This is a genomic window from Arthrobacter sp. YN (genome assembly GCF_002224285.1).
Classification (GTDB): domain Bacteria; phylum Actinomycetota; class Actinomycetes; order Actinomycetales; family Micrococcaceae; genus Arthrobacter.
The window spans coordinates 3,283,527-3,309,380 of sequence record NZ_CP022436.1 but is presented as its reverse complement, the minus strand read 5'-3'; the positions used below and the strand labels follow the sequence as shown (position 1 = coordinate 3,309,380).

Genomic DNA, 25,854 nt, shown 5'->3' with positions numbered 1-25,854 from the left:
GGCAATGAACACAGCCGCTGATCACGCTTCTCCACTTGCTCCTGAATGGTTGGCCGTACCCGGGGACCTCAACGCACTGCAGGAACCCCTGTGGGCCGCCGGGGTTGGAAAGAACGACGCCGGTGAGGTCACCGTTGACGGTTTGTCCGTCAGTGAGCTCAAGGAACAGTTCGGAACTCCACTGTTTGTCATGAGCGAATCGGACTTCCGCTCCCGCGCCAGGGCGTTCAAGGATGCCTTCGACGCCGCCTTCGCCGACATCTGCGGGGGAGTGGACGTCTACTACGCAGGGAAGTCCTTCCTGTGCACCGCCGTGGCCAGCTGGGTAGCAGAAGAGGGCCTGCGCCTGGATACATGTTCCGGCGGCGAACTCGCTGTCGCTGCACGTGCCGGCATTGATGGCTCCAACCTGGGGCTGCACGGCAACAACAAGTCGGACGCGGAGATCAACCGCGCCCTGGACATGAAGCTGGGCAGGATCGTGGTGGACAGCCTCGATGAACTCGAGCGGGTCGCCAAAATAGCTTCCAGCCGCGGCGAGGTTGCCAAGGTGATGCTGCGCCTGACACCTGGTGTGCACGCGCATACCCACGAGTTCATCGCCACAGCACACGAGGACCAGAAGTTTGGCCTGTCCATGGCGGAAGACTCCACCGAGGAAGCTGGTCTTTCGGCAGCCGAGGAAGCTGTGGCAGCAGCGACCTCCTACTCAAGCGTCGAACTGCTCGGCCTGCACTGCCACATCGGCTCGCAGATCTTTGAACCGGATGGTTTTGCTGTCGCTGCGGAGAAGCTATTGGGCTTCCTCGCGGCCATGCAAGCCAAGTACTCCATTGTCTTGCCGGAACTGGACCTCGGGGGTGGCTACGGCATCGCCTACACCCCGGTGGACACACCCCGCCCACCGGCCGAGATCGCGGAGGCCATGGCCGCCGTCGTGCGTTCCACCTGCGCCGAGTTGGACATCACGCCGCCGCGCATCTCCATCGAGCCCGGACGGGCCATCGTAGGCAGCACCACGTTCACGCTTTATGAAGTGGGTACCCTCAAGACCGTCCGGGTTGACGCCCCTGAGGGTGAGGACGGTCAAAAGAACGTTACGTATCCGCGCCGTTATGTGTCAGTGGACGGCGGGATGAGCGATAACGCCCGTCCGGTGCTGTACGACGCGGATTATTCGGCGATTCTGGCTTCCCGTGACTCCTCAGCAGCTCCCCAACTGTCCCGCGTAGTGGGCAAACATTGCGAGAGCGGCGACATAGTTGTTAGAGATGTATATCTGCCCGCGGATGTGGCAGCCGGTGATTTGCTCGCAGTACCGGGTACCGGCGCTTACTGCTGGGCCCTCTCCAGCAACTACAACTACCTGGCACGGCCTGGCGTTGTCGCTGTACGCGACGGAGCTGCCCGGCTGATTGTCCGCGGGGAAACCGAAGAAGATCTCTTGAACCGCGACATGGGAGTGGCGAATGTCTGAAGTGCGAACCTTGAAGGTGGCCCTGCTGGGCTGTGGCAACGTTGGGGCCCAGGTCGCGCGGATTCTGATTGACGACGCCGACGCCCTGGCTGCCCGCAGCGGCGCCCGCCTGGAACTTTCCGGCATCGCCGTACGCACCATCGATGCCCCGCGTGACGTCGAACTGCCGCGTGAACTTTTCACCACGGATGCCGACACCCTGGTCAAGGATGCAGACCTGGTCATCGAACTCATGGGAGGCATTGAGCCTGCACGTTCCTTGATCCTGACGGCCATCCAGAACGGTGCATGTGTTGTCACCGGCAACAAGGCCCTGCTCGCGCAGGACGGCCCCACACTTTACGAAGAGGCTGATAAAGCCGGCGTCCAGTTGTCCTACGAAGCCGCGGTAGCAGGCGCCATCCCCATCCTGCGCCCTATCCGCGACAGCCTGTCCGGCGATCGCATCACCAGGGTCCTGGGCATCGTCAACGGAACCACCAACTTCATCCTTGACCAGATGGACACCACCGGCGCCCAGTTCTCTGACGCCCTGGCCGAGGCCCAGCGCCTCGGATATGCCGAAGCGGATCCCACTGCCGACGTCGAAGGACACGACGCCGCGGCGAAGGCCGCCATTCTCGCGTCCCTGTCCTTCCACACGCGCTTTTCCCTGGACGATGTCTACTGCGAAGGCATTACCAAAGTCAGCGCGGCGGACATCGCCTCCGCCAAGGAAGCCGGATTCGTCATCAAGCTGTTGGCGATTGCCGAGAAGATCGACTCAGCAGAAAACGGCAGCGGTATTTCAGTGCGCGTCCACCCCACACTGCTGCCGCGGGAACACCCGTTGGCCGCCGTCCGTGGTGCCTTCAACGCCGTCTTCATCGAGGCGGAGAACGCCGGTGAACTGATGTTCTACGGCCAGGGTGCAGGTGGAACCCCCACCGCCTCCGCCGTACTTGGTGACCTCGTCTCCGCAGCGCGGCGCCTGGTCTTGGGTGGCCCGGGCCGTACGGAAACCACCACGGGGCACGTCCCGGCGCTGGCCATCGACGCCTCCAACACCAGCTACTACATCGGCTTGGACGTAGCTGACCAAGCAGGCGTTCTGGCGCGGATTGCGCATATCTTTGCGGAAAACGGTGTCTCCATCGAGATCATGCGTCAGACGATCCACCGCGACTCTGAGTCGAACGTTGAATCGGCTGAGCTGAAGATTGTGACGCACCGTGCATCCGAGGCTGCACTCGCAGCAACCGTCGAGGCCGTCAAGGGCCTTGACGTCATCAATTCTGTGACATCCGTACTGCGGGTAGAAGGAGTCTAAGTGGCTCACCAATGGCGCGGAGTAATCCGCGAATACGCTGATCGTTTGCCCGTAACGGAAGCCACCAAGGTCATTACCCTCGGCGAGGGCGGCACGCCCCTGGTCCATGCACGGCAGCTCTCCGAGCTCACCGGATCAGAGGTGTACCTCAAGGTTGAAGGCATGAACCCCACGGGTTCCTTCAAGGACCGTGGCATGACCATGGCCATGACGGCGGCAGTTGAAGCCGGGGCCAAGGCCGTGGTCTGTGCGTCCACCGGCAACACCTCCGCCTCGGCGGCTGCCTACGCCACTGCGGCCGGCCTGAAGTGTGCCGTTTTGGTTCCCGAAGGCAAGATCTCCATGGGCAAATTGAGCCAGGCTATCGCGCACGGTGCCACTTTGCTGCAGGTTGACGGCAACTTCGACAACTGCCTGGACATTGCCCGCAAACTGGGTGAGTCCTACCCGGTGTTCCTGGTGAACTCCGTCAACCCCGCCCGTATCCAGGGCCAGAAGACCGGTGCGTTCGAAATCGTCGATTCACTCGGCGATGCTCCTGACATCCATGTGCTGCCTGTCGGTAATGCCGGCAATATCAGTGCCTACTGGAAGGGTTACAAGGAATATTCCGCGCCCTTCGAGACCGCCAACGGAACCTTGCCGGCTGTCTCCACCAAGACGCCCATCATGTGGGGCTTCCAGGCTGCAGGGGCGGCGCCGTTCGTGGCCGGACACCCGATTACAGAGCCGGACACCATCGCCACTGCCATCCGCATCGGCAACCCGGCGTCCTGGGACACCGCCGTTGCCGCCCGCGACGAATCCGGTGGCCTGATTGAGGCCGTCACGGATGATGAGATCCTGGCAGCCCACCGCTGGCTGTCCGCCAAGGAAGGCGTCTTCGTTGAACCCGGCTCTGCTGCCGGCGTCGCAGGCCTCATCAAGAAGCACGCTGCAGGCGAGGTTCCCTCCGGGAAGACCATCGTCATCACGGTTACCGGTCACGGACTCAAGGACCCGCAGTGGGCCCTCCGCACTGACGATGGCAGTGATGTTCAACCTGTCAAGGTGCCGAACGACGTCGTCACCGTTGCCGCGGAACTGGGACTGGAAGAAAAGTAAGAGTGGAATCAACGCAGCCCACCGCGACTGATCGTGCGCTCGTCGCGGCAGGCCAGCGGCTGACCGTCAAGGTCCCCGGTACAAGCGCCAACCTGGGCCCCGGCTACGACAGCCTCGGCTTGGCCTTGTCCATTTACGACACCTTGACGGTGGAAACCCTCAGCACCGGAGAGCTCGAGTTTGAGCTCTCCGGTGAAGGGGCCGAAACCCTTCCCCGGGATTCCAGCCACCTCGTGGTGCGCGCCATTGATCTTGCACTGGAGCGCCTCGGCTACCAGCACTCCGGGCTGAAAATCACTGCGGACAACGTCAATCCGCACGGACGTGGCCTCGGATCGTCTGCGTCTGCCGTGGTGGCAGCGGTAACCGCCGCCAACGCCTTGGTGCCGGAGGAATCGCGGAAGGATCGCGACTGGATCTTGCAGCTGACCAGCGAGATGGAGGGCCACCCGGACAACGTCGCACCCGCCATTTTCGGCGGACTGGCGCTGTCCTGGCAGGACAGCGAGCAGTACAGCAGTACCAAAGCAGACGTCGCGCCGTCGGTCATTCCGGTAGTCGCAGTCCCGGACTTCGAGTTGTCCACGGAGACCGCACGCGGTTTGCTCCCTGCATCCGTGGGCCATCATGCGGCGGCCATGAATTCCGGACGCGCCGCCCTGCTGATCCACGCCCTCACGGCGCAGCCGGCCTACCTGTTGCCTGCTACCGAGGACTACCTCCACCAGAGCTACCGTGCACAGGCCATGCGCCCCAGCGCCGACCTCATCGCGGCGCTTCGGTCCGCAGGCCACGCGGCCGTTGTTTCCGGTGCCGGCCCCACTGTGATGGTGCTGGCCAACGGGGAACACGAAGCCGCCACTGTTGCTGATTTCGTTGAGTCCTACACGGCGTCCAACACACCGGACATTGGCTGGCGCGTGATGACGCTGGCTGTGGACGTTCAAGGTGCTAGAGTGGAAGTGCACCGCCGGTAAAGCCGCGGGCAGTTCCCTGATTTTGGATCTCGGTGTTTCGCCGTACCTTTCGTCAACTGTGCCAACGTTGGTGGTGTCGTCTCTTTCCGGCCAGTCTCAGGTGCCGAGATCTCTCTGTTCCCTGAACCTACAGCCGGCAGTCCGGGCAACCGGATCCAGTGATGACGATCAGTATCCGGCCCTGTTGGCCACAATCCATCAGGCACGGCCCAAATCACCGGCTGCAGATCTGAACTGCAGCCCAGAACATATCATCGCGTCCAGCTCTCGCTCTGGACGCCGTCGAGGGGAAGGATCCTTCGTGACAGAAACCACTGAGCTGGCTTCAGCTGTGGACACAACATCTTCTGCTGCTGAGTCGTCATCAGCAGCAACCACCAAGAGCAGCGGCCTTGCAGGCCTGAAGCTCGCCCAGCTTCAGGCTCTCGCGAGCCAGTTGGGCATCTCCGGGGGATCGCGTATGCGTAAGGGGGATCTGGTGACCGCCATTTCCGCCCATCGCGCCGGCACCTCCACTACCAAGGCACCCGCCAAGGCCAGTGCCTCGGCAAAGGGAGCCACTGCGGTGGCCAAGGAAGCTCCGGCAGTGGATGCCAAGGCTGCACGGGAGACCAAGGGTAAGGCTGCCGATAACGGTGCTGTTGCCGAGGCAACCTCCGAGGCTCCGGCCCAGGAAGCTCCCCGCAGCCGTGGCCGTGGCCGTAGCCGCCGCGCCACCAGTGATGGTGTGGTAGCTGCTGTTGAAGCCGCTGCAGCGCCCGCTGAAACCGCAGTTGCGCCGGTTGCTGAAGCACCGGCAGCACCTGAAACGGCTGAGTCCGGCACTGAGCGTCGCCAGCCGCGCACCCGCAACCGCCGCCGTGGCGAAGCTGCTGCAGCACCTGCTGAAGCGGCAGAAGCTCCCGCAGCCGAGCAGCGTGAGCAGCGCGCCGACCGTACGGAACAGCGTGAGCAGCGTGCTGACCGCACCGAGCAGCGTGAGCAGCGTGCTGACCGCAACGAACAGCGTGAGCAGCGCGAACAGTCGGATTCGGGCGAGCAGCGCGAACGCCGTGACAACACCCGCGGCCGCCGTGAAGACACCAACGATGGCGATGACACCGGCAACCGCCGCAACCGCCGCAACCGTCGTGACCGCAACGACCAGAACGACCGCAGCGACCGTCGGGGAGGTCAGGACAGCCGTGACGGAAACACCCGCAGCGACCGCTTCCGCGACCGCAACGAACGTCGCCGTGGCCGTGCGCAGGGACCGGACGTCGACGACGTCGAGGTCACCGAGGACGACGTCCTGCTTCCCGTAGCCGGCATTCTGGACGTCCTGGAGAACTACGCGTTCATCCGTACGTCCGGTTACCTCCCCGGGGCAAACGACGTTTACGTCTCCCTGGCACAGGTCAAGAAGTACAACCTCCGCAAGGGCGACGCCGTTGTCGGCGCCATCCGTGCACCGCGTGACGGCGAAGACCGCAGCCAGCAGTCAGCCCGACAGAAGTTCAACGCGCTCGTTCGCGTCACTTCCGTCAATGGCAAGACTCCGGAAGAGCTCAAGGACCGCGTCGAGTTCGCCAAGCTCGTCCCGCTGTACCCGTCCGAGCGCCTCCGCCTTGAGACTGACCCCAAGAAGATCGGCCCGCGTGTCATTGACCTCGTGGCCCCGATCGGCAAGGGCCAGCGTGGCCTGATCGTCTCCCCGCCGAAGGCCGGCAAGACGCTGATCCTGCAGTCCATCGCTAATGCCATCACCACCAACAATCCTGAGGTCCACCTCATGATGGTGCTGGTTGACGAACGTCCCGAAGAAGTTACGGACATGCAGCGCACCGTCAAGGGTGAGGTCATTGCCTCCACCTTCGACCGTCCCGCCGACGACCACACCACGGTTGCCGAACTTTCCATCGAACGCGCCAAGCGCCTCGTGGAAATGGGTATGGATGTTGTAGTCCTGCTGGACTCCATGACCCGTCTGGGCCGCGCCTACAACCTGGCAGCACCGGCCTCCGGCCGTATCCTGTCCGGTGGTGTGGACTCCGCAGCCCTGTACCCGCCCAAGCGGTTCTTCGGTGCTGCACGCAACATCGAAAACGGCGGCTCGCTGACCATCCTGGCAACGGCCCTCGTTGAGACCGGCTCCAAGATGGACGAAGTCATCTTCGAAGAGTTCAAGGGCACCGGCAACATGGAGCTCCGCCTGTCCCGCCAGCTGGCGGACAAGCGCATCTTCCCGGCCGTGGACGTCAACGCGTCCGGCACGCGCCGCGAAGAGAACCTGCTCTCGCCTGAAGAAGTCAAGATCATGTGGAAGCTGCGCCGCGTCCTTTCCGGCCTGGAGCAGCAGCAGAGCCTTGAGCTGCTGACCAACAAGATCCGGGAGACGCAGAGCAACGTCGAGTTCCTCATGCAGGTTCAGAAGACAACGCTCGGAGCGAAGTCGGACAACGACAAATAGCTGTGCTCTAACCGCTCAAAATATGCCGGCCCCGCCCCTACGCCGGGTAGCTTCCGATCTACGATCGGAAGCTACCCGGCTCCGGCAGGCCCGAAGCCACTCCCTGGCCGGCATATTTTGAGCGGTCTTTGTTTAAGGAATCCTTGGCCCGACACCACGTGAGGTCAGAAACGGCCCAGTGGGCCCCAGATGGGCTGTGCGTGACCCCACGATGCAGTTATTAGACTTGTAGAAGTCGAAAGAGGTTTGAAAATGTTTGAGTCCGTACAGGGATTGCTTGATGAGCATGCTGCTATCCAGGCGCAGTTGAGTGATCCTGCTGTTTATGCCGATCAGTCTGCGGCCCGGAAGTTGGGGCGGCGGTCTGCTCAGCTTCAGGGCATCGTGGAGGCGTACAACAAGTGGCGCGGGCTCAATGATGATCTGGAAGCGGCCAAGGAGATGGCTGATGAGGATCCCGAATTCGCTGCAGAAGTTGTGCAGTTGGAGGAGCAGCTTCCCGTTGCGCAGGAGCGTCTGCGCCGTCTGCTGATCCCTCGTGATCCTGACGATGCCCGCAACGTCATCCTTGAAGTCAAGGGTGGCGAAGGTGGCGACGAAGCTGCTTTGTTCGCCGGTGACCTTCTGCGTATGTACATGCGCTACGCTGAGTCGCGGGGCTGGAAGACCGAAATGATTTCAGCCACCGAATCCGATCTCGGTGGGTACAAGGATGTTGCCGTGGCCATCAAGGGCAACTCGAACGATCCCGCGCAGGGCGTCTTCGCACGGTTGAAGTTCGAAGGCGGCGTGCACCGTGTGCAGCGCGTGCCCGTGACCGAATCCCAGGGCCGCATCCACACCTCGGCTGCCGGCGTGCTGGTACTCCCTGAAGTGGACGAGCCCGAAGAGCTTGAGATCAACCAGAACGACCTCAAGATCGATGTTTACCGTTCCTCGGGTCCGGGTGGACAGTCCGTGAACACCACCGACTCCGCTGTCCGCATCACCCACTTGCCCACGGGCATCGTGGTGGCCATGCAGAACGAGAAGTCCCAGCTGCAGAACCGCGAAGCCGGCATGCGGGTTCTCCGTGCCCGCCTCCTGGCCCACCAGCAGGAACAGATCGACGCCGCCAACTCGGAGCAGCGCAAGTCGCAGATCCGCACCATGGACCGTTCGGAGCGCATCCGCACGTACAACTTCCCGGAAAACCGCATTGCGGACCACCGCACCGGGTACAAGGCGTACAACCTTGACGCCGTCATGAACGGCGACCTGGAGCCTGTGATCCAGTCGGCCATTGAGGCGGACGAGCAAGCACGCCTGGACGCCATCGGCGAATAGCACCCTGCCGAATATCAACAGCAGAGTAGATCCATGACGTTTTATCAAGGCCAGAGCCTCGCGGACGCAGTTCGCGAGGCTACTGCCGTTCTCACCGACGCCGGTGTCCCCACTCCACGCGTGGACGCGGAGTTGCTGGCCGAACACCTTCTGGGTGTGGGGCTGGGACGCTTGCGGGCCATGCTATTGGGCGATGCTCCCGCACCTGATGGTTATGGAGAACTGGTGCAGGAGCGGGCGGGCCGCGTTCCCCTGCAGCACATCACCGGCGTCGCCTATTTCCGGTACCTGGAGTTGCGTGTGGGTCCGGGTGTCTTCATTCCCCGGCCGGAAACGGAATCGGTGGTCCAGCTGGTCATTGACCACGTGGCAGGAATCCCGAACCCCAAAGTGGTGGATCTTGGCACCGGATCCGGTGCGATCGCCGGCTCGATCGCCCACGAGGTACCGGGCGCTGACGTCCACGCCGTGGAATACAGTACTTTCGCGCATGCCTGGGCTTTGAAGAACCTTGAGCCGCTGGGCGTCACCCTCATACAGGGCGACCTCAGGAACGCGCTTCCCGAACATAACGGAACCTTCGACGTCGTCGTCTCCAACCCGCCGTATATCCCGGCAGAGGCGATACCCACAGAACCCGAAGTTGCGCTCCACGATCCTCCCGAGGCACTGTACGGTGGGGGAGCGGACGGCATGGAACTTCCGACGGCGGCAGCGGCCTCCGCGGCCCGGCTCCTTAAGCCCGGCGGCTACTTCGTGATGGAACACGCAGAAGTCCAAGCCGGCTGGATCGCCGGGATGCTGCGACGCACGGGACGTTGGAACAACGTCACCACGCATTTCGACCTGAACGGCAAGGAACGTGCCACCAGCGCGGTGCTGGCAAGCACTGCCCCTGATGAGTGAAAGAATAGCGCTGTGACCACAACCTACAACTGCACTTCCGATGACCAGCGTGCCGAGGGACTTCAGCACGCCCAGCGTGCCATCAGCGAAAAGAAGTGCATCGTGCTGCCGACGGACACTGTGTACGGCATTGCCGCGGATGCCTTTTCGCCCCTGGCTGTGACCATGTTGCTGGCTTCCAAAGGACGCAGCCGGCAGATGCCGCCTCCTGTGCTGATTCCCCGGATCAACGCCCTTGATGGCCTGGCCACGGACGTACCAGCCGACGCCCGCGCGCTGGCGCAGGCATTTTGGCCCGGTGGGCTGACCCTGATCCTCCATGCCCAGCCGTCGTTGGACTGGGATTTGGGCGAGACCAAGGGCACCGTTGCCCTGCGTATGCCCGACGACCAGATTGCCTTGGAACTCCTTGGACTCACAGGCCCGCTGGCCGTATCATCGGCCAACCGCACCGGCCAGGAAGCAGCCCAGACCGCTGCGGAAGCCCGCATGCAACTGGCCGACTCCGTAGAGGTGTACCTTGAGGGCGGATTCCGGCCCGTTGAAGGTACTGCCGCGCTGCCGTCCACGATTGTGGACGCAACTGCCACCCCGTTCCGTGTAGTGCGCCAAGGAGCCATCTCCTTGGAAAGCCTCCGTGCGATAGTTCCGACCCTTCTCGGCTTTGGCGAGACTGTGCCTGCCGAGGTTGAGGAACCTGCAGAGGCTGTAGCTGTCGCGGAGACCCCCACTGCGGATGACGCGCCGGTCGAGGTGACCGAAGCCGCCGTCGTTGACGTCGACACCACGCCTGATGAGGATTCGGTGCCCGACCACCATGTGGAGCCGTCGGCCCCACGAGAAGCCAAGTCGGAATGATTCCGGACCGCCAGCGCGTCCCCGTCCTAGACGTCGACGCCACTCCGTTGCGCGTCAAGGAACTTATTGACGCCATGGGCGGGCTGATTGCTGCGGGGACCACAAGCACTGTGCTCGGCCACAACCTGCACAGCATCACGCTGTTCCATTCCTGTCCGGATGTCCGCGCCCTGTACGAGGCAAGCTCCATAGTCCTTCTGGATGGAGCTCCCGCCACGTTGCTGTGGGCGGTTTCCCGGAAGCGGCAGGGTCTGCCCTTGGGCGAAGGGGCCATGGCGTACCGTTTGGGCTCCATGGACTGGATCCCTGAACTCGGCAAGGTTCCCGGAGTGCAGCGGGTTGCTGTGGTCGGCGCCGGCAGGGAGGCCAACACCGAAGCGGTGGCCCGCCTGCGGTCCATCATTCCTGGCGCCACGGTGGACGGCATGCCCGGCGAAGGTTGGGATGACGCCCTTGAAGACGCCGTAGTGGGCTGGCTGAACACGTTCCGGCCGCAACTGGTGCTGTTGGGTCTGGGCATGCCGCTCCAGGAGCATGTCCTGCATCGCAGGCTGGGCGAATTGCCGCCGGCTACCTATTGCGCCGTTGGAGGCGCGATCGAGCAGGTTGCCGGCATCCAGAAACTGGCGCCGCGCTGGCTGGGGCGTCTGGGGCTCGAATGGGCCTGGCGTCTGGTCCTCCACCCGGGCCGGGTTGCCTACAGGGTTTTCATTGAGCCGTGGAAGCTTGCCGGCCTGTTGGTTCGGCGCCGTTTTCAATCACCTAAGACCAAAGGCAAGTAAATGACGTCCCAAGCTGTTGTGGTCGCCGTCGTGGTGACCTATAACCGGCGTGAACTCCTCCAGACCACCCTTTCGGGCATCGCGTCCGGCTCCCGGGTTCCGGACGCCGTCGTCGTGGTGGACAACGCCTCCACCGACGGAACCGCAGAGTTCCTGCGGGACTATCAAGGGCCGCTGGCTACCGACGTCGTCACGCTCAACGCCAATGTGGGAGGCGCTGGTGGATTTGTGGTCGGTATGGAACGCGCCCTGCTGGATCACGGGGCGGACCACGTCTGGATCATGGACGATGACACAGAACCCCAACCAACTGCCCTCGCCGAAGCACTGGATGTTTCCACTGCTTATCAGCAGGAAACAGGAGATACGCCGGCCTTCATCGCCAGCCGCGTGGTCTGGACCGATGGCCGGGACCACCCCATGAACCGTATGCGTCCCCGGATGGGTGCCAGCGAAGAAGCGCGTAACGCTGCTGCACGCGTCGGTGCCACGCAGATTCGCAGCGCTTCCTTCGTGTCAGTCCTGATCCGCGCCGAAGAGATCAGGAAGTACGGCCTGCCCATCGCGGACTACTTCATCTGGAACGACGACCTTGAGTACACTGCCAGGGTCTCGCGCAGGGGCACAGCACTGACCACGGAAGCTTCGGTGGCCAATCACCACACCAAGGTCTTCGGCGACGCTGGCGCTGATCCCGGACCACGTTTCTACTACGAGGTTCGGAACAAGCTGTGGGTCTACACCCGTTCCAGCGCCTTGGCGCCGTGGGAAAAGGTACTCTTCACCGGCGCGTCGTTGCGTAACTGGACCCGCACCATTGCCGCCTCACCCAACCGCAAAGTGCTGCTCGGCGGGCTTCTCAAGGGCCTGCGCCACAGCCTCAAAGCACCGCGTTCCAACGCGCAGGTGCTTGAGGGAATCTACGCGTTGCGGAACGTCCAAGAGCCTGCCAGCTGACAGCGGCGCAGCTCAAACCCGGTCAAACAGGCGGGGTCTTGCGGCTGCGTCACAGGGTGGTCACGGCCATTGGCATTAGTATCGTGACTAGAGTCCACAGAAATCCCGCAACATTCGGCACAGCCGGTGCAGGCATGGCGACGGAGTAGTTCCATTTATCCACACACAGAATTCCACACCTCAAGGTGCCCGGAAACCACCGGCTTTCACGCGACGCGTCGGCAGCGTCAGCACATTGCCATTTCCGGAACAGTGGGCGGGCTGCTCCCGGGAGCCGCATCATGATCATGTATCTGCTGATGGCACTCACGGCTGCCGTGGTGTCCTATGCGGGAACGTGGGGTGCCCGCGTGGCCGGAAACAAACTGCGCCTGTACCGTCCCATCCGCAGCCGCGACATGCACTCCGCCCTGATTTCCAAGCTCGGGGGATTGGGCATCTTTGCGGGTTTCTTCGTCGCCTTGGTCGTTGCCAGCAACTCATTCTTCGTGAAGGACATTTTCAGGCATAACGATGCGCCCTGGGGGATCCTGGCCGGTGCTGTGGTGATCGTCGCAGTGGGGGTGGCAGATGACATCCTGGACATCCGATGGTGGATCAAGCTGCTGGGCCAAGGCGCTGCCGCTTTAATCGTGGCACTGTGGGGCGTCCGGATGTCGGTGGTGCCATTCATCCCGGAGCCGATCTTCCTCGAGTCCGAGATCCTTCAGATTGTGCTTACTGCGGGACTCATTGTCACCACCATGAACGCCGTCAACTTCATTGACGGACTGGACGGTTTGGCAGCCGGAGTGGCCATCATTGGTGGCGGAGCCTTCTTCCTCACGGCTTATTGGGTCCACAGGAACAATCCGTCTACCGACAATTCAGACCTTGCGACCCTCCTGATGGCCATCCTGGTCGGAAGTTGCATCGGCTTCCTGCCACACAACTGGTTCCCCGCAAAAATCTTCATGGGTGACTCGGGGGCCATGCTCATCGGCCTGCTCATGGCGTCAGCCGGCGTCGTGGCCACGGGGCAGATCGGCTCGGGCCTTTATGACCGTGCCAACGGCATCCCCACGATTGTTCCGATTTTGCTGCCCTTTGCGGTTCTTTCCCTGCCGCTCCTGGATCTGGGGATGGCCGTAGTCCGCAGGACTGCGAGGGGTCAGTCGCCGTGGTCGGCCGACCGTGGGCACCTCCACCACAAGCTGGTGGACCTCGGATACTCACACCGAGCCGCCGTCGTCATGCTGTATGTCTGGACGTGCATCCTGGCTTTCGGCGGTGTCGCTTTCGCCGTCTTCCCGTGGCAGATTGTGCTCATCGTGGTTGTCGTCGCGGCTCTTGTCATGGCCGCCGTGACTGCGTGGCCGTACTTCACCCGGAACTCGACGCGGCCGGGGGAGTAGTTGTGACGGCTGGTTATCGTCACAGTTCTATCTCATGTAGAATTCTTTCTGCGGACAGTCACTCGCCCGTAACCCCACTTTGAGAATATGGCACCTGTGCCACGAGGATTGGTATCCCCATGACATCCAACGCCGAAACCGGACGCCCGTCCGGTAAACGTGGTGTTGGATCCATGGGCGAGGCATCTTCGTTGTGGCTCCGGTTGCTTCTTCTGAGCGCCTCGGCCGCTGTCGCGGCCACCGCAGTCACCTGCGTGATCGCGGCAGTGATGAACGGCGGTCAGGGCGCGCTTTCAGCGGCGTTCGGCGCCGCACTGGTCATGCTCTTCTTTGGCATCAGCCTTTTGATAGGCCACTACGTAGGCCGCAACAACCCTTCAGGTGCTGTTGGCCTCTTTGTTGCTACGTATTTCATCAAAGTGGTCGGTTTTGCCGTAGTACTGTTTGTGCTCGGTGCGCCGGATTGGCTCCACCACCGCTGGTTCCTGATTGGCGCCGTGGTCACCGTTGTCTTCTGGCAGGCAGCAGAAATCTATGGTTTCAGCAAGGCCCGCCTCCAGATCTACAACGATCCTGAAGAGAAGAAGGGTGGCCCGGATGTCTCCGCGTAAGCGATATTCACGCCCGGCCGCATCAGCCCAGCAACCCGGAAAAGCCAATGGAACCGCGGAAGCCGGAAACGACGGCGGATACAACGCCGGCATCGCCGTCTTCAGCTACATCATTGGCGGGATCATTGTCTGGAGTTTGATAGGCTGGGGTCTGGATAATCTGTGGGGGACCCGCTGGATTGTGCTCCTTGGCGCTCTGCTGGGAGCCGCAGGAGGGTTCTATCTTTCCCATATGCATGGCCTCACCAGGCAAAGCTCCTCTTCTGGCGAGAGCAACGCAGACAGCGGTCCGTCCACGGACGGGGACAGTAATGCCAAATAATTTCACATGGATTATGGATGCGTCCAACGCTTCCGGATTCCAACCAATGCCCAATGATGGACACAGCAGAGAGGAAACGCGTTGATCGCGCTTGCGCTCCCCGCCCAGGATTCGGGGTCCTTCACCCCACCCGGAATCGACGAAATGCACCTGCCGGCAATCCTGCCTTGGGGTGCGCACGACGGATTCTCCAAGCAGATGCTGCTGGTAATCCTTTCGGTCGTCATTATCGCTACATTCTTCATCCTCGCCGCACGTAAGCAGCAGCTGGTACCCGGCAAGCTGCAGTTCGCAGGTGAGATGGCCTATGGCTTCGTCCGTAACAGCATCGCCAAGGACATCATCGGTGGCAAGGACTTCATCAAGTACGTCCCGCTGCTGTTCAGCTTGTTCTTCTTCATTTTGGTGAACAACATCTACGGCGCCATCCCGGTGATCCAGCTCCCGAGCTTCTCGCACGTAGGCGGCGCCTACGTCATGGCCGGCATCGTATATGTCACCTGGATCGCCATTGGCATCAAGAAGAACGGCCTCAAGTACTTCAAGCTCGCGACGGTTCCGTCCGGCGTGCCGTGGTACATCCTCCCGATCGTGGTACCGATCGAAATCATTTCCAACTTCCTGGTCCGTCCCGTTACGCACAGCCTCCGTCTGTTCGCGACGATGCTGGCCGGTCACTTGATCGTCATGCTCGCTGGCTCCGGCATTGAATTCCTGGTCATGCAGGAGAACGTGCTGCTCAAGGGCGCATCGGTCCTGGTCCTCGTTGGTGCCGTGGCGATGTACATGCTTGAGGCACTGATCATGGCGCTGCAGGCTTACGTGTTCACGCTGCTGACCGCGATCTACATTGAAGGCGCCCTGCACGCCGACAGCCACTAGGCTCACAAACTTCCCCTCACGGGGATGAAGCAACCCAAACAACCTGCCGCACGGGCGGCATCTTGAAAGGAAGAAAAAATGGAAGGCACCATCAACGGCTCCCTCAACCTCATCGGCTACGGTCTCTCGGCCATCGGCGGTGGTATCGGTGTGGGTCTCGTGTTCGCCGCGTACATCAACGGTGTTGCACGTCAGCCGGAAGCTCAGCGTGTGCTGCAGCCGATCGCGTTCCTTGGTCTGGCACTGACTGAAGCTCTTGCCATCCTCGGCCTCGTTTTCGCTTTCGTTCTTTCCTAATAAATAAGAACCCAAGCGAATTCGACGCACGAGTAGATAGGACGGGTGAAATATGAATCAGCTGATCATCTCAGCCGCCACTGAAGGCGAACCGAAGAGCAACCCGCTCGTTCCCAACGTCTGGGAAATGGGCGTTGTCCTCGTCGGCTTTGCGGTCCTCATGTACATCGTGGTCAAGTTTGTTGTCCCGATGTTCGAGAAGACCTTCGCAGAGCGCGCCGAAGCAATCGAAGGTGGCATTGCAAAGGCCGAAGCGGCCCAGGCGGAAGCTTCTGCAGCTCTTGAAGAGTACAAGCAGCAGCTCACCGACGCCCGCGCCGAAGCCAACCGCATCCGCGAAGAAGCACGCGCCGAAGGCGCCCAGATCCTTGCGGACCTCAAGGCCAAGGCTGCAGCAGAGTCTGCACGCATGACCGAGCAGGCACACGCTGCCATCGAATCGGAGCGCCAGGCAGCTGTTGTCTCGCTTCGTTCCGAGGTAGGCACCCTGGCCACCACGCTGGCCGGCCGCATCGTTGGTGAAGCACTCACCGACGACCAGCGCGCCGCACGCGTGGTTGACCGCTTCCTTGCAGATCTGGAGACCCAGAGCGCAGGTGCAGCTAAGTAATGGCAGGTATATCGAGCGAATCGCTGACCACAGCACTGGCGCAGTTGGAAGCCAAGCTTCCCTTCGCCTCGCTGCAGTTGGCTAAGGACCTCTTCGGAATCCTGGGAACGGTGGACAGCTCGGCTGGCTTGCGCCGCGCCCTGACTGACCCGTCCCGCACTGGAGACGAAAAGTCGGCGCTGGTCAAGCAGCTGGTTGGCGGAAAAGTCTCCGCTGATGCTGCTGAAATTGCGGGCGGACTGGCCAGCTCACGCTGGGCATCGGCACGCGATATCGGCGATGCACTCGAGACGCTTGCCGCCACGGTTGTCATTGCCGTAGCTGAAAACAAGTCGGCGGTTTCTGCCTCCGGTATCACGGGGCTGGAAGAGCTGGAAAACGATCTGTTTGCCTTCAACCAGATTGTCGCCTCCAGCCACGAAGTACAACGTGCCCTGTCTGAGCCGCAGGGTTCCCCTGCGGCAAAGATTGCACTGGCTGAGAAGCTTGTTCCTGGCAGCAGCGAGGAAGCAAAGGTTCTCATCAGCCAGGCAGTTACGCAGCCGCGCGGTGTCAAGCCGAGCAAGCTCGTCGAGTCTTTCGCCAAGCTTGCAGCCAAGCGTCAGCAGCGCTGGATTGCAACTGTCAGCGTTACCCGTCCGTTGACGGAAACGCAGGCCAGCCGTCTGCAGGCCGGGCTTGATGCCCTGTACGGCCGCGAACTGAAGGTCAACCTCAACGTTGACCCTGCACTGATCGGTGGAATCCGTGTCCAGGTTGGTGACGAAGTGCTCGACGCTTCGGTTATCGCCCGCCTGTCCGAACTCCGCCGTCAGCTCGCTGGCTAGCCAGACTAAGCACAACTTAACTGATATAAAACCCGGTCATCGTGAGCAACGATGATCACGAAAACAGGAGAGCAGGGACTGCAGATGGCCGAATTGACCATCAACGCCGACGACGTCCGTAATGCGTTGAACGAGTTCGCGGCGTCCTACGAACCCGGTAACGCAGAGCGCGTAGAGGTTGGTCGTGTGACCACCGCAAGTGACGGCATCGCCCGTGTTGAGGGTCTTCCCTCGGTCATGGCGAACGAGCTGCTTCGCTTCGAAGATGGCACGCTGGGCCTGGCCCAGAACCTTGACGTCCGCGAGATCGGTGTCATTATCCTCGGTGACTTCACCGGTATTGAAGAAGGCCAGGAAGTTCACCGTACCGGTGAGATCCTGTCCGTTCCGGTTGGCGATGCCTTCCTGGGTCGCGTTGTTGACCCGCTGGGCCAGCCGATCGACGACCTCGGCGAGATCAAGGCCGAGGGCACCCGTGCACTGGAACTCCAGGCTCCGGGCGTTACCGAACGCAAGTCGGTTCACGAACCGATGCAGACCGGCCTCAAGGCTATCGACGCCATGATCCCGATCGGCCGCGGCCAGCGTCAGCTGATCATCGGTGACCGCCAGACCGGCAAGACCGCCATTGCCGTGGACACCATCATCAACCAGAAGGCCAACTGGGCTTCCGGAGATGTCACCAAGCAGGTTCGTTGCGTCTACGTTGGTGTCGGCCAGAAGGCTTCCACGATCGCAGCCGTCCGCCAGACCCTCGAGGATCACGGCGCGCTGGAGTACACCACCATCGTGGCGTCCCCGGCATCGGACCCCGCTGGCTTCAAGTACCTTGCACCGTATGCAGGCTCGGCCATCGGCCAGCACTGGATGTACGGCGGCAAGCACGTACTGGTAATTTTCGATGACCTGTCCAAGCAGGCCGAAGCCTACCGCGCAGTGTCCTTGCTGCTGCGCCGTCCGCCGGGACGCGAAGCCTACCCGGGCGACGTCTTCTACTTGCACTCCCGTCTGCTGGAGCGTTGTGCCAAGCTCTCCGACGAGCTCGGTGCAGGTTCGATGACCGGTCTTCCGATTGTTGAAACCAAGGCAAACGACGTCTCCGCGTACATCCCGACCAACGTGATCTCCATCACCGATGGCCAGATCTTCCTCCAGTCGGACCTCTTCAACGCCAACCAGCGTCCTGCTGTTGACGTTGGTGTGTCTGTCTCCCGCGTTGGTGGCGCTGCACAGGTCAAGTCCATGAAGAAGGTCTCCGGTACCTTGAAGCTGGACCTGGCCCAGTACCGCGACATGCAGGCATTCGCCATGTTCGCCTCTGACCTGGATGCTGCTTCCCGTCAGCAGCTGACCCGTGGTGCACGCCTGATGGAACTGCTGAAGCAGGGCCAGTACTCACCGTTCCCGGTTGAGAACCAGGTTGTTTCCATCTGGGCCGGTACCAAGGGTTACCTGGACGACGTTCCGGTTGAGGACATCAGCCGCTTCGAGTCCGAGTTCCTGGAGCACCTCGCGCACAAGTCCTCCATCCTGACCACGCTGGCTCAGACCAACGTCCTGGATGACGACACCGCTGCAGCCTTGAAGGAAGCGATCATTTCCTTCAAGAAGGGCTTCTTCGGAGAAGGCGACAACCACCTGGTTGGCGCCGGCCACGAAGAGCACGCAGCGATCTCCGGCGGCGACGTCGACCAGGAAAAGATCGTCAAGCAGAAGCGCTAGTTCCGATCACCTGCCCTGCCGGGGTCCGAAAGGGCCCCGGCAGGGCAGCACATCGGGAACTTAGGAAAGGATAAGTATGGGAGCCCAGATTCGGGTCTACCGTCAGAAGATCAGCTCGACGACGTCGATGCGCAAGATCTTCAAGGCGATGGAACTGATCGCTACCTCGCGCATCGGTAAGGCCCGCGCCCGCGTAGCAGCTTCACTGCCCTACGCGAACGCGATTACCCGCGCCGTTTCTGCTGTCGCAACTCAGAGCGAAATCGACCACCCGCTGACCACCGAGCCGGAGCAGATCCGCCGCGCCGCAGTCCTGATCATTACATCGGACCGTGGCCTTGCAGGATCGTACTCCGCGAGCGTGCTCAAGCAGGCTGAAGGTCTCACCGAGCTTCTTCACGCAGAAGGCAAGGAAGTCAAGGCGTACCTGGTTGGCCGCAAGGCGCAGGCGTACTTCGATTTCCGCAACCGGTCGTACACCCGCGTATGGACCGGAGGCACGGACGCACCGGAATTCGAAACCGCACAGGAAGTCGGAGCTGCACTTCTCGAAGACTTCTCCACTGATTTCGAAGAGGGTGGCGTGGACGAGATCCACGTCGTCTACACCCGCTTCAAGTCGATGGTGACGCAGGAGCCCACGGTTATCCGTTTGCTCCCGCTGGAGGTCGTCGAAGAGGAAGCAGCCTCGGAGTCCGAGCTGTTGCCGTTGTACGAGTTTGAACCGGAAACAGAGCAGGTGCTTGACGCACTGCTTCCGCGTTACATCGAGTCCCGCATCTTCGCAGCTATGCTGCAGGCCGCTGCTTCCGAGCTCGCAGCCCGCCAGCGTGCCATGAAGTCGGCCGGTGACAACGCTACGGATTTGATCAAGAAGTACACGCGCCTTCGCAACACGGCCCGCCAGGCCGAGATTACGCAGGAGCTTTCCGAAATCGTTGCCGGCGCCGACGCCCTCGCGTCCTAGCCTGCACCGGAGTCGGTTCAAAGCCGCACCTGCAACAAACAGATAAACTTAACCCCACGCCATCTACTGAGTGAAGTGAGAGAGATGACTGCCACTGCTACCGAACACGTAGCAACGGCCGGTGCCACCGGCCGCATTGCCCGTGTTATTGGTCCGGTTGTCGACGTCGAATTCCCGGCTGACGCAATCCCCTCGATTTACAACGCTCTGACCACTGAGATCACTCTCAACGGCCAGACGAAGACCATCACGTTCGAGACCTCCCAGCACCTGGGTGACAACCTCGTCCGCGCCATCTCCCTGCAGGCAACCGACGGACTCGTCCGCGGTACCACCGTGCAGGACTCCGGCGCTCCGATCTCCGTGCCCGTCGGTGACGGCGTCAAGGGCCACATCTTCAACGTTCTCGGCAAGCCGCTGGACGTCGAAGAGTCCGAGATCAAGGCTGACGCTTACTGGCCGATCCACCGCAAGGCTCCGGCCTTCGCCTCCCTCGAGGGCTCCACGGAGATGCTCGAGACCGGTATCAAGGTCATCGACCTTCTCACCCCGTACATCAAGGGTGGAAAGATCGGCCTGTTCGGCGGCGCCGGCGTTGGCAAGACCGTTCTGATCCAGGAAATGATCACCCGTGTTGCCCGTAACTTCGGTGGTACTTCCGTATTCGCCGGTGTCGGCGAGCGTACCCGTGAAGGTAACGACCTCTGGGTTGAAATGGAAGAGGCAGGCGTCCTCAAGGACACCGCTCTTGTATTCGGCCAGATGGATGAGCCGCCGGGAACGCGTCTGCGCGTGGCCCTGTCGGCCCTGACCATGGCGGAGTACTTCCGCGATGTGCAGAACCAGGACGTGTTGCTCTTCATCGACAACATCTTCCGCTTCACCCAGGCAGGCTCGGAAGTTTCCACGCTGCTCGGCCGCATGCCGTCCGCTGTGGGCTACCAGCCCAACCTTGCTGACGAGATGGGCCTCCTTCAGGAGCGCATCACCTCCACCAAGGGTCACTCCATCACGTCGATGCAGGCCATCTACGTGCCGGCTGATGACTACACCGACCCGGCCCCGGCCACGACCTTCGCACACCTCGACGCGACCACGGAACTTTCCCGTGAAATCGCATCCCGTGGTCTGTACCCGGCCGTTGACCCGCTGACGTCGACCTCCCGCATCCTGGATCCCCAGTACATCGGCAAGGACCACTACAACACGGCAGTCCGTGTTAAGCAGATCCTGCAGAAGAACAAGGAACTCCAGGACATCATCGCCATCCTCGGTGTTGACGAACTGTCTGAAGAGGACAAGATCGTCGTGTCGCGTGCACGTCGTATCCAGCAGTTCCTCTCCCAGAACACCTACACCGCCAAGCAGTTCACGGGCGTCGAGGGCTCCACCGTGTCCATCAAGGACACCGTTGAAGGCTTCACGGCTATCTGCGACGGCGAGCTGGACCACATTGCAGAGCAGGCGTTCTTCAACGTCGGCGGCCTGGATGACGTCGAGCGCCAGTGGGCCAAGATCCAGGAACAGACCAAGTAGTATGGCTGAGCTTGAGGTTGAGATTGTCGCAGCGGACCACTTCGTGTGGTCCGGCGCGGCCAAGATGGTGAAGGCCCGCACCAGCGATGGTGAAATCGGAATCCTGCCGGGCCACTCGCCCCTTCTGGCCATCCTGGCCGAGGGCGAGCTGGCAATCCAGCCGGTTTCCGGTGACCGTATCGCGGTAGTGGTCGACGGCGGATTCTTCTCCGTTGACAACGATCGCGTGGTCATTGTTGCTGACAACGCCAAATTGGGCGAAGCGGCTACAGCGGGGACCCGATAGCACGACCTTGATGGACGATTCCCTTATTCCGTTCATCGCCTTGGCAACGGCGTTTACGTTGCTGATCATTTCACTGTGCCTGTTCGGGGTGCGCCGCTTCAACCTGCGGCGTGCCCTGGGCACGGTAGACGCCTCCATTTGCACGGCTGGAAACAGCTGGCAGATGGGGGTTTGTCGTTATCAGGACAATGAGCTGGAGTGGTTCCGCTTGATGTCCTTGAGCGTGATCCCCAAGCACAGATTTACGCGCAGTTCGCTCGAACTGCTGGGCCGCCGCCAACCCACCGAAGATGAACTGGTCAGGGTGCAGCCCGGCGTGGTGGTTGTTGAATTGCAGTACGAAGGCAAAAAGTTCATGCTCGCCATGAACTTCGACGCCTATGCAGGGCTGTCCTCCTGGCTGGAGGCCGGCCCGGTCATCGGCGTCGGTACCTGGCGATAGGCGTTATGGATTTTCTTTCCGACGTCAGCCTGGTTGGTGGTCCGTTCCTTTGGTTCAGCATTGCTTGCGGTGCTGCCGGTGGAGTGTACCTGCTCTGGCGACGACGACGTTCCTGGCCACTGGTCGTGGTGGGCTCCCTCGCGATTTCTGTCGGAATCGTGGCGTTGGTCCACTGGATACTGGTGGATCTCATGGCCACTTTTTCAGAGAACCTTCCCTTTGAGACGCTGGCCTGGTCTGTGCCGGCCGTCGCGGCTGTTCTCCTCTGCGCGGCCCGCCTTCCACGCAACTCCGGTAAAGGCCGCTCCCTCAGCGTCCTGGCGATGCTGGGAGTCGTCCTTTTGAGTGCGGTGCAAGTAAATCTCTACTTCGGGCTGAACAACTCGGTAGGGGATTTGCTGGGTACTGCAGTGGCCCGCATTCAGCCACTGGAGGCCGGCCTTCAGCGGAGCCCGGACCTTAAGCCCGGTCCCGCCCTCAAGGGGTGGAAAGCGCCGGAGTCCATGCCAGGAAACGGAATTCTGCGCAAGGCCGAGATCCCCGGGACCACTTCCGGTTTCATCGCGCGGGAAGCGTACATCTACCTTCCCCCCGCGTATCAGACTGAACCCCGCCCCGTGCTGCCTGTGCTGGTGCTCTTCTCAGGGCAGCCCGGTGGTCCGGCCGACTGGTTGACGGGCGGCCAACTCCGCACCCAACTGGACCGTTTCGCTGAAGCCCACCACGGAGTGGCTCCGGTGACGGTGGTGGTGGATCCGAACGGGTCAAGCAGCGCCAACACCATGTGCATGGATAGCCTGATTGCCCCTGCGGACACATATCTCTCCAAGGATGTACCGGCCTGGATCACCTCTACACTGGACGTCTCCGATGACCCCCGACTGTGGGCCGTGGGCGGTTTCTCGTTTGGAGGTACATGTGCCACGCAGATGGGTACAGTCCATCCGGAGCTCTTCTCATCGGTGCTCGCGTTCTCGGCCGAACGGGAACCTGCGTTGGCCAAGGATCGAAACAAGACCATTCAGGACTCGTTCGACGGCGATGCAGCGGCTTTCGAGTCGAAGACGCCTTTGGCGTTGATGCAGCAACGCAATTATGCGGGAAGCGCTGTGTACCTCACGGCCGGCGAAACTGACCACGAGTTCACCGACTATATGCATGAGCTCGCTGATGCTGCCAGGACTGCGGGCTTCGCAACAGAAGAACACTCCATTCAGCACGCAGGACACTCTTGGGACGCTGTTGTCCGGGGAATGCCTGGAGCCTTGGGTTTCCTTGCCGACCGCTGGGAGCTGTCCCAATGAGCCGTGCCCTCAGGGGTGTGATCAAGCCGGCATTGCTGCAGGCGGGCAAGCACATACGGGCCACGCCGTTCACGCTGCTGGTGCTGGGCTTGTTTGTGGCGTTGTCCCTGGTTTCGGGCAGTTTCCTGTCCGGTCCGCCGGAGCCGTGGCTTGCCTTCGCCGGCGTATCACTTGACGGCCTGCGGTCTGGAGAATGGTGGTCCATCTGGACTTCGTTGTTCTTCACCACTAATCCGCTGGCTTATGCCACAGCGATCCTGATGATCGTGTTTCTTCTGGGCCTTGCCGAGCGGCACCTGGGGTCACTCAAAACGGCGGGTGTGTTCTTGGGCGCCCAGTTCGCCTGCGTGTCGGCATTCCTCCTGGTCACCCAAGTGGCGCAGCACGCAGATGACGGCTGGCTGTCGCGGATGGCAGACACCCGGCTGATTGGTCCCTATGGGGCAGCTCTGGCTACGGCTTTGGCAGCCAGCGCCCTGCTCCCTACTCTGTGGCAACGGCGGCTGCGCACGGTGGCCCTTTCGGTCTCTTTGCTCCTGGTGTTGTACGTCGGGCATGCCGAGACCGTGGTGGGATTCCTGGGGGCCCTGATCGGCTTGGCATCCGGGTGGTGGATGCAAAGCAGCCAGGGGCACCTCCATCTGCATCGCTCTACGGGCAGGGAAGTGCGGAACCTTCTGTCTTTGACCATGGCCATCTTCGCTGTGGGACCCATCGTTACCGCTGCGGCGAAGAGTCCGTCCGGTCCCCTCGCATTGCTGCGGGACGTCATCCTGAATCCTTTGCCCACGCTCAGCCAGTTGGAAAGCAGCTGCGGGGGAACCATTGACGTTGCCTGTTTGGAGGTGGGCCGCCAAGGCTATACCGGCCCGTGGGGATTGGCGCTGGCAGTGGTGCCTGTAGTCTTGCTCCTCATTTGTGCCGACGGCATGAGACGTGGACGCAGACTGGCCTTGGGGATCGCGATCGCGGTCCAGTTGGTAGTGGTGGCGTTGTCAGCGATTTACCTCGGCCTCTTCGCCGGGATGCCCAGGCTGCAGGGACGTCCCCACGTGCCCATGCTGAACTCGGCCGTGGTCCACCTGATCCCGCTCGTCGTCGTGCCGCTGGTGCTGGCTGTGATGCTCTTTGTCTACCGTGGCCACTTCCGGGTGGTGACCTCGGATCGACTCCGGCGCAGAATCTTCTGGTTGGTAGGCCTGACCGGGGCGGGGCTTAGCCTCGCCTACACCGCAGTCTGGTTGGCGTCCGGCGGCATGGACCGCGACGGCGGCTTGCTGGGATTGGCTGCAGAATTGGCCCGGCAGTATCTTCCCGTTCCGCTGCCCGGCGTCTACCGAAAGGTCTTTGCCGAACGTGATGTCCTGGAGGTGTTCCTTTTCTCCTACTCCGGAACGGTGTTCTGGTTGGTGGCGCTGGTGGGCGTGTGGATCCTGCTCATCCGTGGCCACCACTCCGGCGGACTCGACCACCAAGCCCGCGAGAAAGCCCGCGCTCTGGTCAAATCCGGGGGTGACTCGTTGTCCTGGATGGCGCTCTGGGAACCCAACAAGTACTGGTTCAACGGTGACGGCACCGGGGGAGTGGCCTACCAGCACCATGGTCACGTGGCCTTGACGTTGGCGGGCCCGTTGGGTTCTGCCGGGCATCGTTTGGAAACTGCCAGGGGTTTCCTGGAGTACTGCACCCAGCAGGCGTTGATTCCATGCTTCTACTCCTGCACGGATGAGCTGTGGCCCATGCTTCAAGCGCGGGGCTTCCGCAGGGTGGCTGTCGCCCAGGAAACCCGCCTGCGGATCAGGGACCTGGAATTCCGGGGCAAGGAGTGGCAGAACGTCAGGACATCGCTGAACCGTGCCAAAAAACTGGGGATAACGGCCAGCTGGGGCCGCTACTCGGAGCTATCGCACGGCGTGCGCGCCCAAGTCACTGAGGTCTCGGAGGAGTGGGCAGCCCAGAAGAAGATTCCTGAAATGGGCTTCACTTTGGGCGGCCTGGACGAGTTGGCGGACGACGACGTCCTGTGCTGCGTTGCCGTTGATGACGCGGGGTTCGTCTACGGGGTCACCAGTTGGCTCCCGGTCTACGAGGAAGGCCAGGTCGTCAGTTGGACGCTGGACTTCATGAGGCGGCGTGGAGACACCTTCCCGGGAGTCATGGAATTCCTGATTGCCTCGGCCATCCTGCACTTGCGTGCCTCCGTGGAGGTCATCTCACTGTCCGGTTCGCCCTTGGCCAGGGAGAAGGGCGAGATCGAACAACGGGCTGAGGGCCTGGCGGGAATTCTGGATGCCGTGGGGCAGGCACTGGAACCGGTTTATGGATTCAGGTCATTGGCTTCTTTTAAGTCGAGATTCCAGCCCGAGTACCGAACGTTGTACATGTATTACCAAGACCCGTTGCACCTTCCGGCAATGGGGCGGGCACTAAGCCGGGCCTATCTGCCCGGATTGTCGGTACGGCATTCAGCGCGGCTGCTCCGAACCCTGGTTGCTTGAATAGTCAACCC

24 protein-coding genes are annotated in these 25,854 nt (G+C 61.8%); all 24 read left to right on the top strand.

All coding sequences use genetic code 11. The features are described 5' to 3' along the window. Positions 1–4: 4 nt before the first annotated feature. Positions 5–1,477, top strand: a complete 1,473-nt coding sequence (gene lysA / locus CGK93_RS15180) for a diaminopimelate decarboxylase (RefSeq protein WP_089595549.1) — start codon at positions 5–7, stop codon at positions 1,475–1,477. Then, on the top strand, positions 1,470–2,786 hold the full coding sequence (locus CGK93_RS15175; protein ID WP_089595548.1) for a homoserine dehydrogenase: 1,317 nt from the start codon (positions 1,470–1,472) through the stop codon (positions 2,784–2,786). The genes lysA and CGK93_RS15175 overlap by 8 nt, the downstream gene beginning before the upstream one ends. Next, complete coding sequence (gene thrC / locus CGK93_RS15170; RefSeq protein ID WP_089595547.1) at positions 2,787–3,890, top strand: threonine synthase; 1,104 nt, start codon at positions 2,787–2,789, stop codon at positions 3,888–3,890. It abuts the gene before it with no gap. A 2-nt stretch (positions 3,891–3,892) separates the two neighbouring features. Further along, entirely contained in the window at positions 3,893–4,867 is a 975-nt protein-coding gene (gene thrB / locus CGK93_RS15165; RefSeq protein ID WP_089595546.1) for a homoserine kinase, read from the top strand. A gap of 301 nt (positions 4,868–5,168) precedes the next feature. Beyond that, the gene (gene rho / locus CGK93_RS15160; RefSeq protein WP_089595545.1) at positions 5,169–7,316 is read left to right on the top strand and encodes a transcription termination factor Rho; all 2,148 of its coding nucleotides are present in this window, start codon (positions 5,169–5,171) and stop codon (positions 7,314–7,316) included. A gap of 252 nt (positions 7,317–7,568) precedes the next feature. Then, on the top strand, positions 7,569–8,642 hold the full coding sequence (gene prfA, locus CGK93_RS15155) for a peptide chain release factor 1 (protein WP_089595544.1): 1,074 nt from the start codon (positions 7,569–7,571) through the stop codon (positions 8,640–8,642). A 33-nt stretch (positions 8,643–8,675) separates the two neighbouring features. Then, positions 8,676–9,548 (top strand): peptide chain release factor N(5)-glutamine methyltransferase, encoded by an 873-nt coding sequence (gene prmC, locus CGK93_RS15150; RefSeq protein WP_089595543.1) that lies wholly within the window; start codon positions 8,676–8,678, stop codon positions 9,546–9,548. A 12-nt stretch (positions 9,549–9,560) separates the two neighbouring features. Continuing rightward, positions 9,561–10,406 carry an L-threonylcarbamoyladenylate synthase gene (locus CGK93_RS15145; protein ID WP_089595542.1) on the top strand — a complete coding sequence of 282 codons (846 nt, stop codon included), beginning with the start codon at positions 9,561–9,563 and terminating at the stop codon, positions 10,404–10,406. Beyond that, complete coding sequence (locus CGK93_RS15140) at positions 10,403–11,188, top strand: WecB/TagA/CpsF family glycosyltransferase (protein ID WP_089595541.1); 786 nt, start codon at positions 10,403–10,405, stop codon at positions 11,186–11,188. Before CGK93_RS15145 ends, CGK93_RS15140 begins: the two co-directional genes overlap by 4 nt. Then, positions 11,189–12,145, top strand: a complete 957-nt coding sequence (locus CGK93_RS15135) for a glycosyltransferase (RefSeq protein ID WP_089595540.1) — start codon at positions 11,189–11,191, stop codon at positions 12,143–12,145. A 281-nt stretch (positions 12,146–12,426) separates the two neighbouring features. Continuing rightward, complete coding sequence (locus tag CGK93_RS15130; protein ID WP_089595539.1) at positions 12,427–13,539, top strand: MraY family glycosyltransferase; 1,113 nt, start codon at positions 12,427–12,429, stop codon at positions 13,537–13,539. Positions 13,540–13,658: 119 nt separating this feature from the next. Then, complete coding sequence (locus CGK93_RS15125; RefSeq protein ID WP_089595538.1) at positions 13,659–14,150, top strand: hypothetical protein; 492 nt, start codon at positions 13,659–13,661, stop codon at positions 14,148–14,150. Beyond that, complete coding sequence (locus tag CGK93_RS15120; protein ID WP_089595537.1) at positions 14,137–14,472, top strand: hypothetical protein; 336 nt, start codon at positions 14,137–14,139, stop codon at positions 14,470–14,472. Before CGK93_RS15125 ends, CGK93_RS15120 begins: the two co-directional genes overlap by 14 nt. An 81-nt stretch (positions 14,473–14,553) precedes the next feature. After that, positions 14,554–15,354, top strand: coding sequence for a F0F1 ATP synthase subunit A (gene atpB, locus CGK93_RS15115; protein ID WP_089595536.1), 801 nt, complete (start codon positions 14,554–14,556; stop codon positions 15,352–15,354). A 78-nt stretch (positions 15,355–15,432) separates the two neighbouring features. Beyond that, a complete protein-coding gene (atpE, locus tag CGK93_RS15110) occupies positions 15,433–15,651 on the top strand; it encodes an ATP synthase F0 subunit C (protein ID WP_011775261.1) in 219 nt (72 codons plus the stop codon). Between the two features lie 52 nt (positions 15,652–15,703). Next, positions 15,704–16,261 carry a F0F1 ATP synthase subunit B gene (locus CGK93_RS15105; RefSeq protein WP_089595535.1) on the top strand — a complete coding sequence of 186 codons (558 nt, stop codon included), beginning with the start codon at positions 15,704–15,706 and terminating at the stop codon, positions 16,259–16,261. After that, complete coding sequence (locus CGK93_RS15100) at positions 16,261–17,088, top strand: F0F1 ATP synthase subunit delta (protein ID WP_089595534.1); 828 nt, start codon at positions 16,261–16,263, stop codon at positions 17,086–17,088. Before CGK93_RS15105 ends, CGK93_RS15100 begins: the two co-directional genes overlap by 1 nt. A gap of 84 nt (positions 17,089–17,172) precedes the next feature. Further along, entirely contained in the window at positions 17,173–18,810 is a 1,638-nt protein-coding gene (gene atpA, locus CGK93_RS15095) for a F0F1 ATP synthase subunit alpha (protein WP_089597491.1), read from the top strand. Positions 18,811–18,886: 76 nt separating this feature from the next. Next, a complete protein-coding gene (locus tag CGK93_RS15090) occupies positions 18,887–19,777 on the top strand; it encodes a F0F1 ATP synthase subunit gamma (protein ID WP_089595533.1) in 891 nt (296 codons plus the stop codon). An 84-nt stretch (positions 19,778–19,861) separates the two neighbouring features. Further along, on the top strand, positions 19,862–21,313 hold the full coding sequence (gene atpD, locus CGK93_RS15085) for a F0F1 ATP synthase subunit beta (protein ID WP_089595532.1): 1,452 nt from the start codon (positions 19,862–19,864) through the stop codon (positions 21,311–21,313). 1 nt (position 21,314) lies between these two features. Further along, positions 21,315–21,599, top strand: a complete 285-nt coding sequence (locus tag CGK93_RS15080; protein WP_089595531.1) for a F0F1 ATP synthase subunit epsilon — start codon at positions 21,315–21,317, stop codon at positions 21,597–21,599. 10 nt (positions 21,600–21,609) lie between these two features. Continuing rightward, complete coding sequence (locus CGK93_RS15075; RefSeq protein ID WP_089595530.1) at positions 21,610–22,041, top strand: DUF2550 domain-containing protein; 432 nt, start codon at positions 21,610–21,612, stop codon at positions 22,039–22,041. A gap of 5 nt (positions 22,042–22,046) precedes the next feature. After that, the gene (locus tag CGK93_RS15070) at positions 22,047–23,345 is read left to right on the top strand and encodes an alpha/beta hydrolase (RefSeq protein WP_089595529.1); all 1,299 of its coding nucleotides are present in this window, start codon (positions 22,047–22,049) and stop codon (positions 23,343–23,345) included. Continuing rightward, the gene (locus CGK93_RS15065) at positions 23,342–25,843 is read left to right on the top strand and encodes a bifunctional lysylphosphatidylglycerol flippase/synthetase MprF (protein WP_232481328.1); all 2,502 of its coding nucleotides are present in this window, start codon (positions 23,342–23,344) and stop codon (positions 25,841–25,843) included. The genes CGK93_RS15070 and CGK93_RS15065 overlap by 4 nt, the downstream gene beginning before the upstream one ends. Positions 25,844–25,854 lie beyond the last annotated feature (11 nt).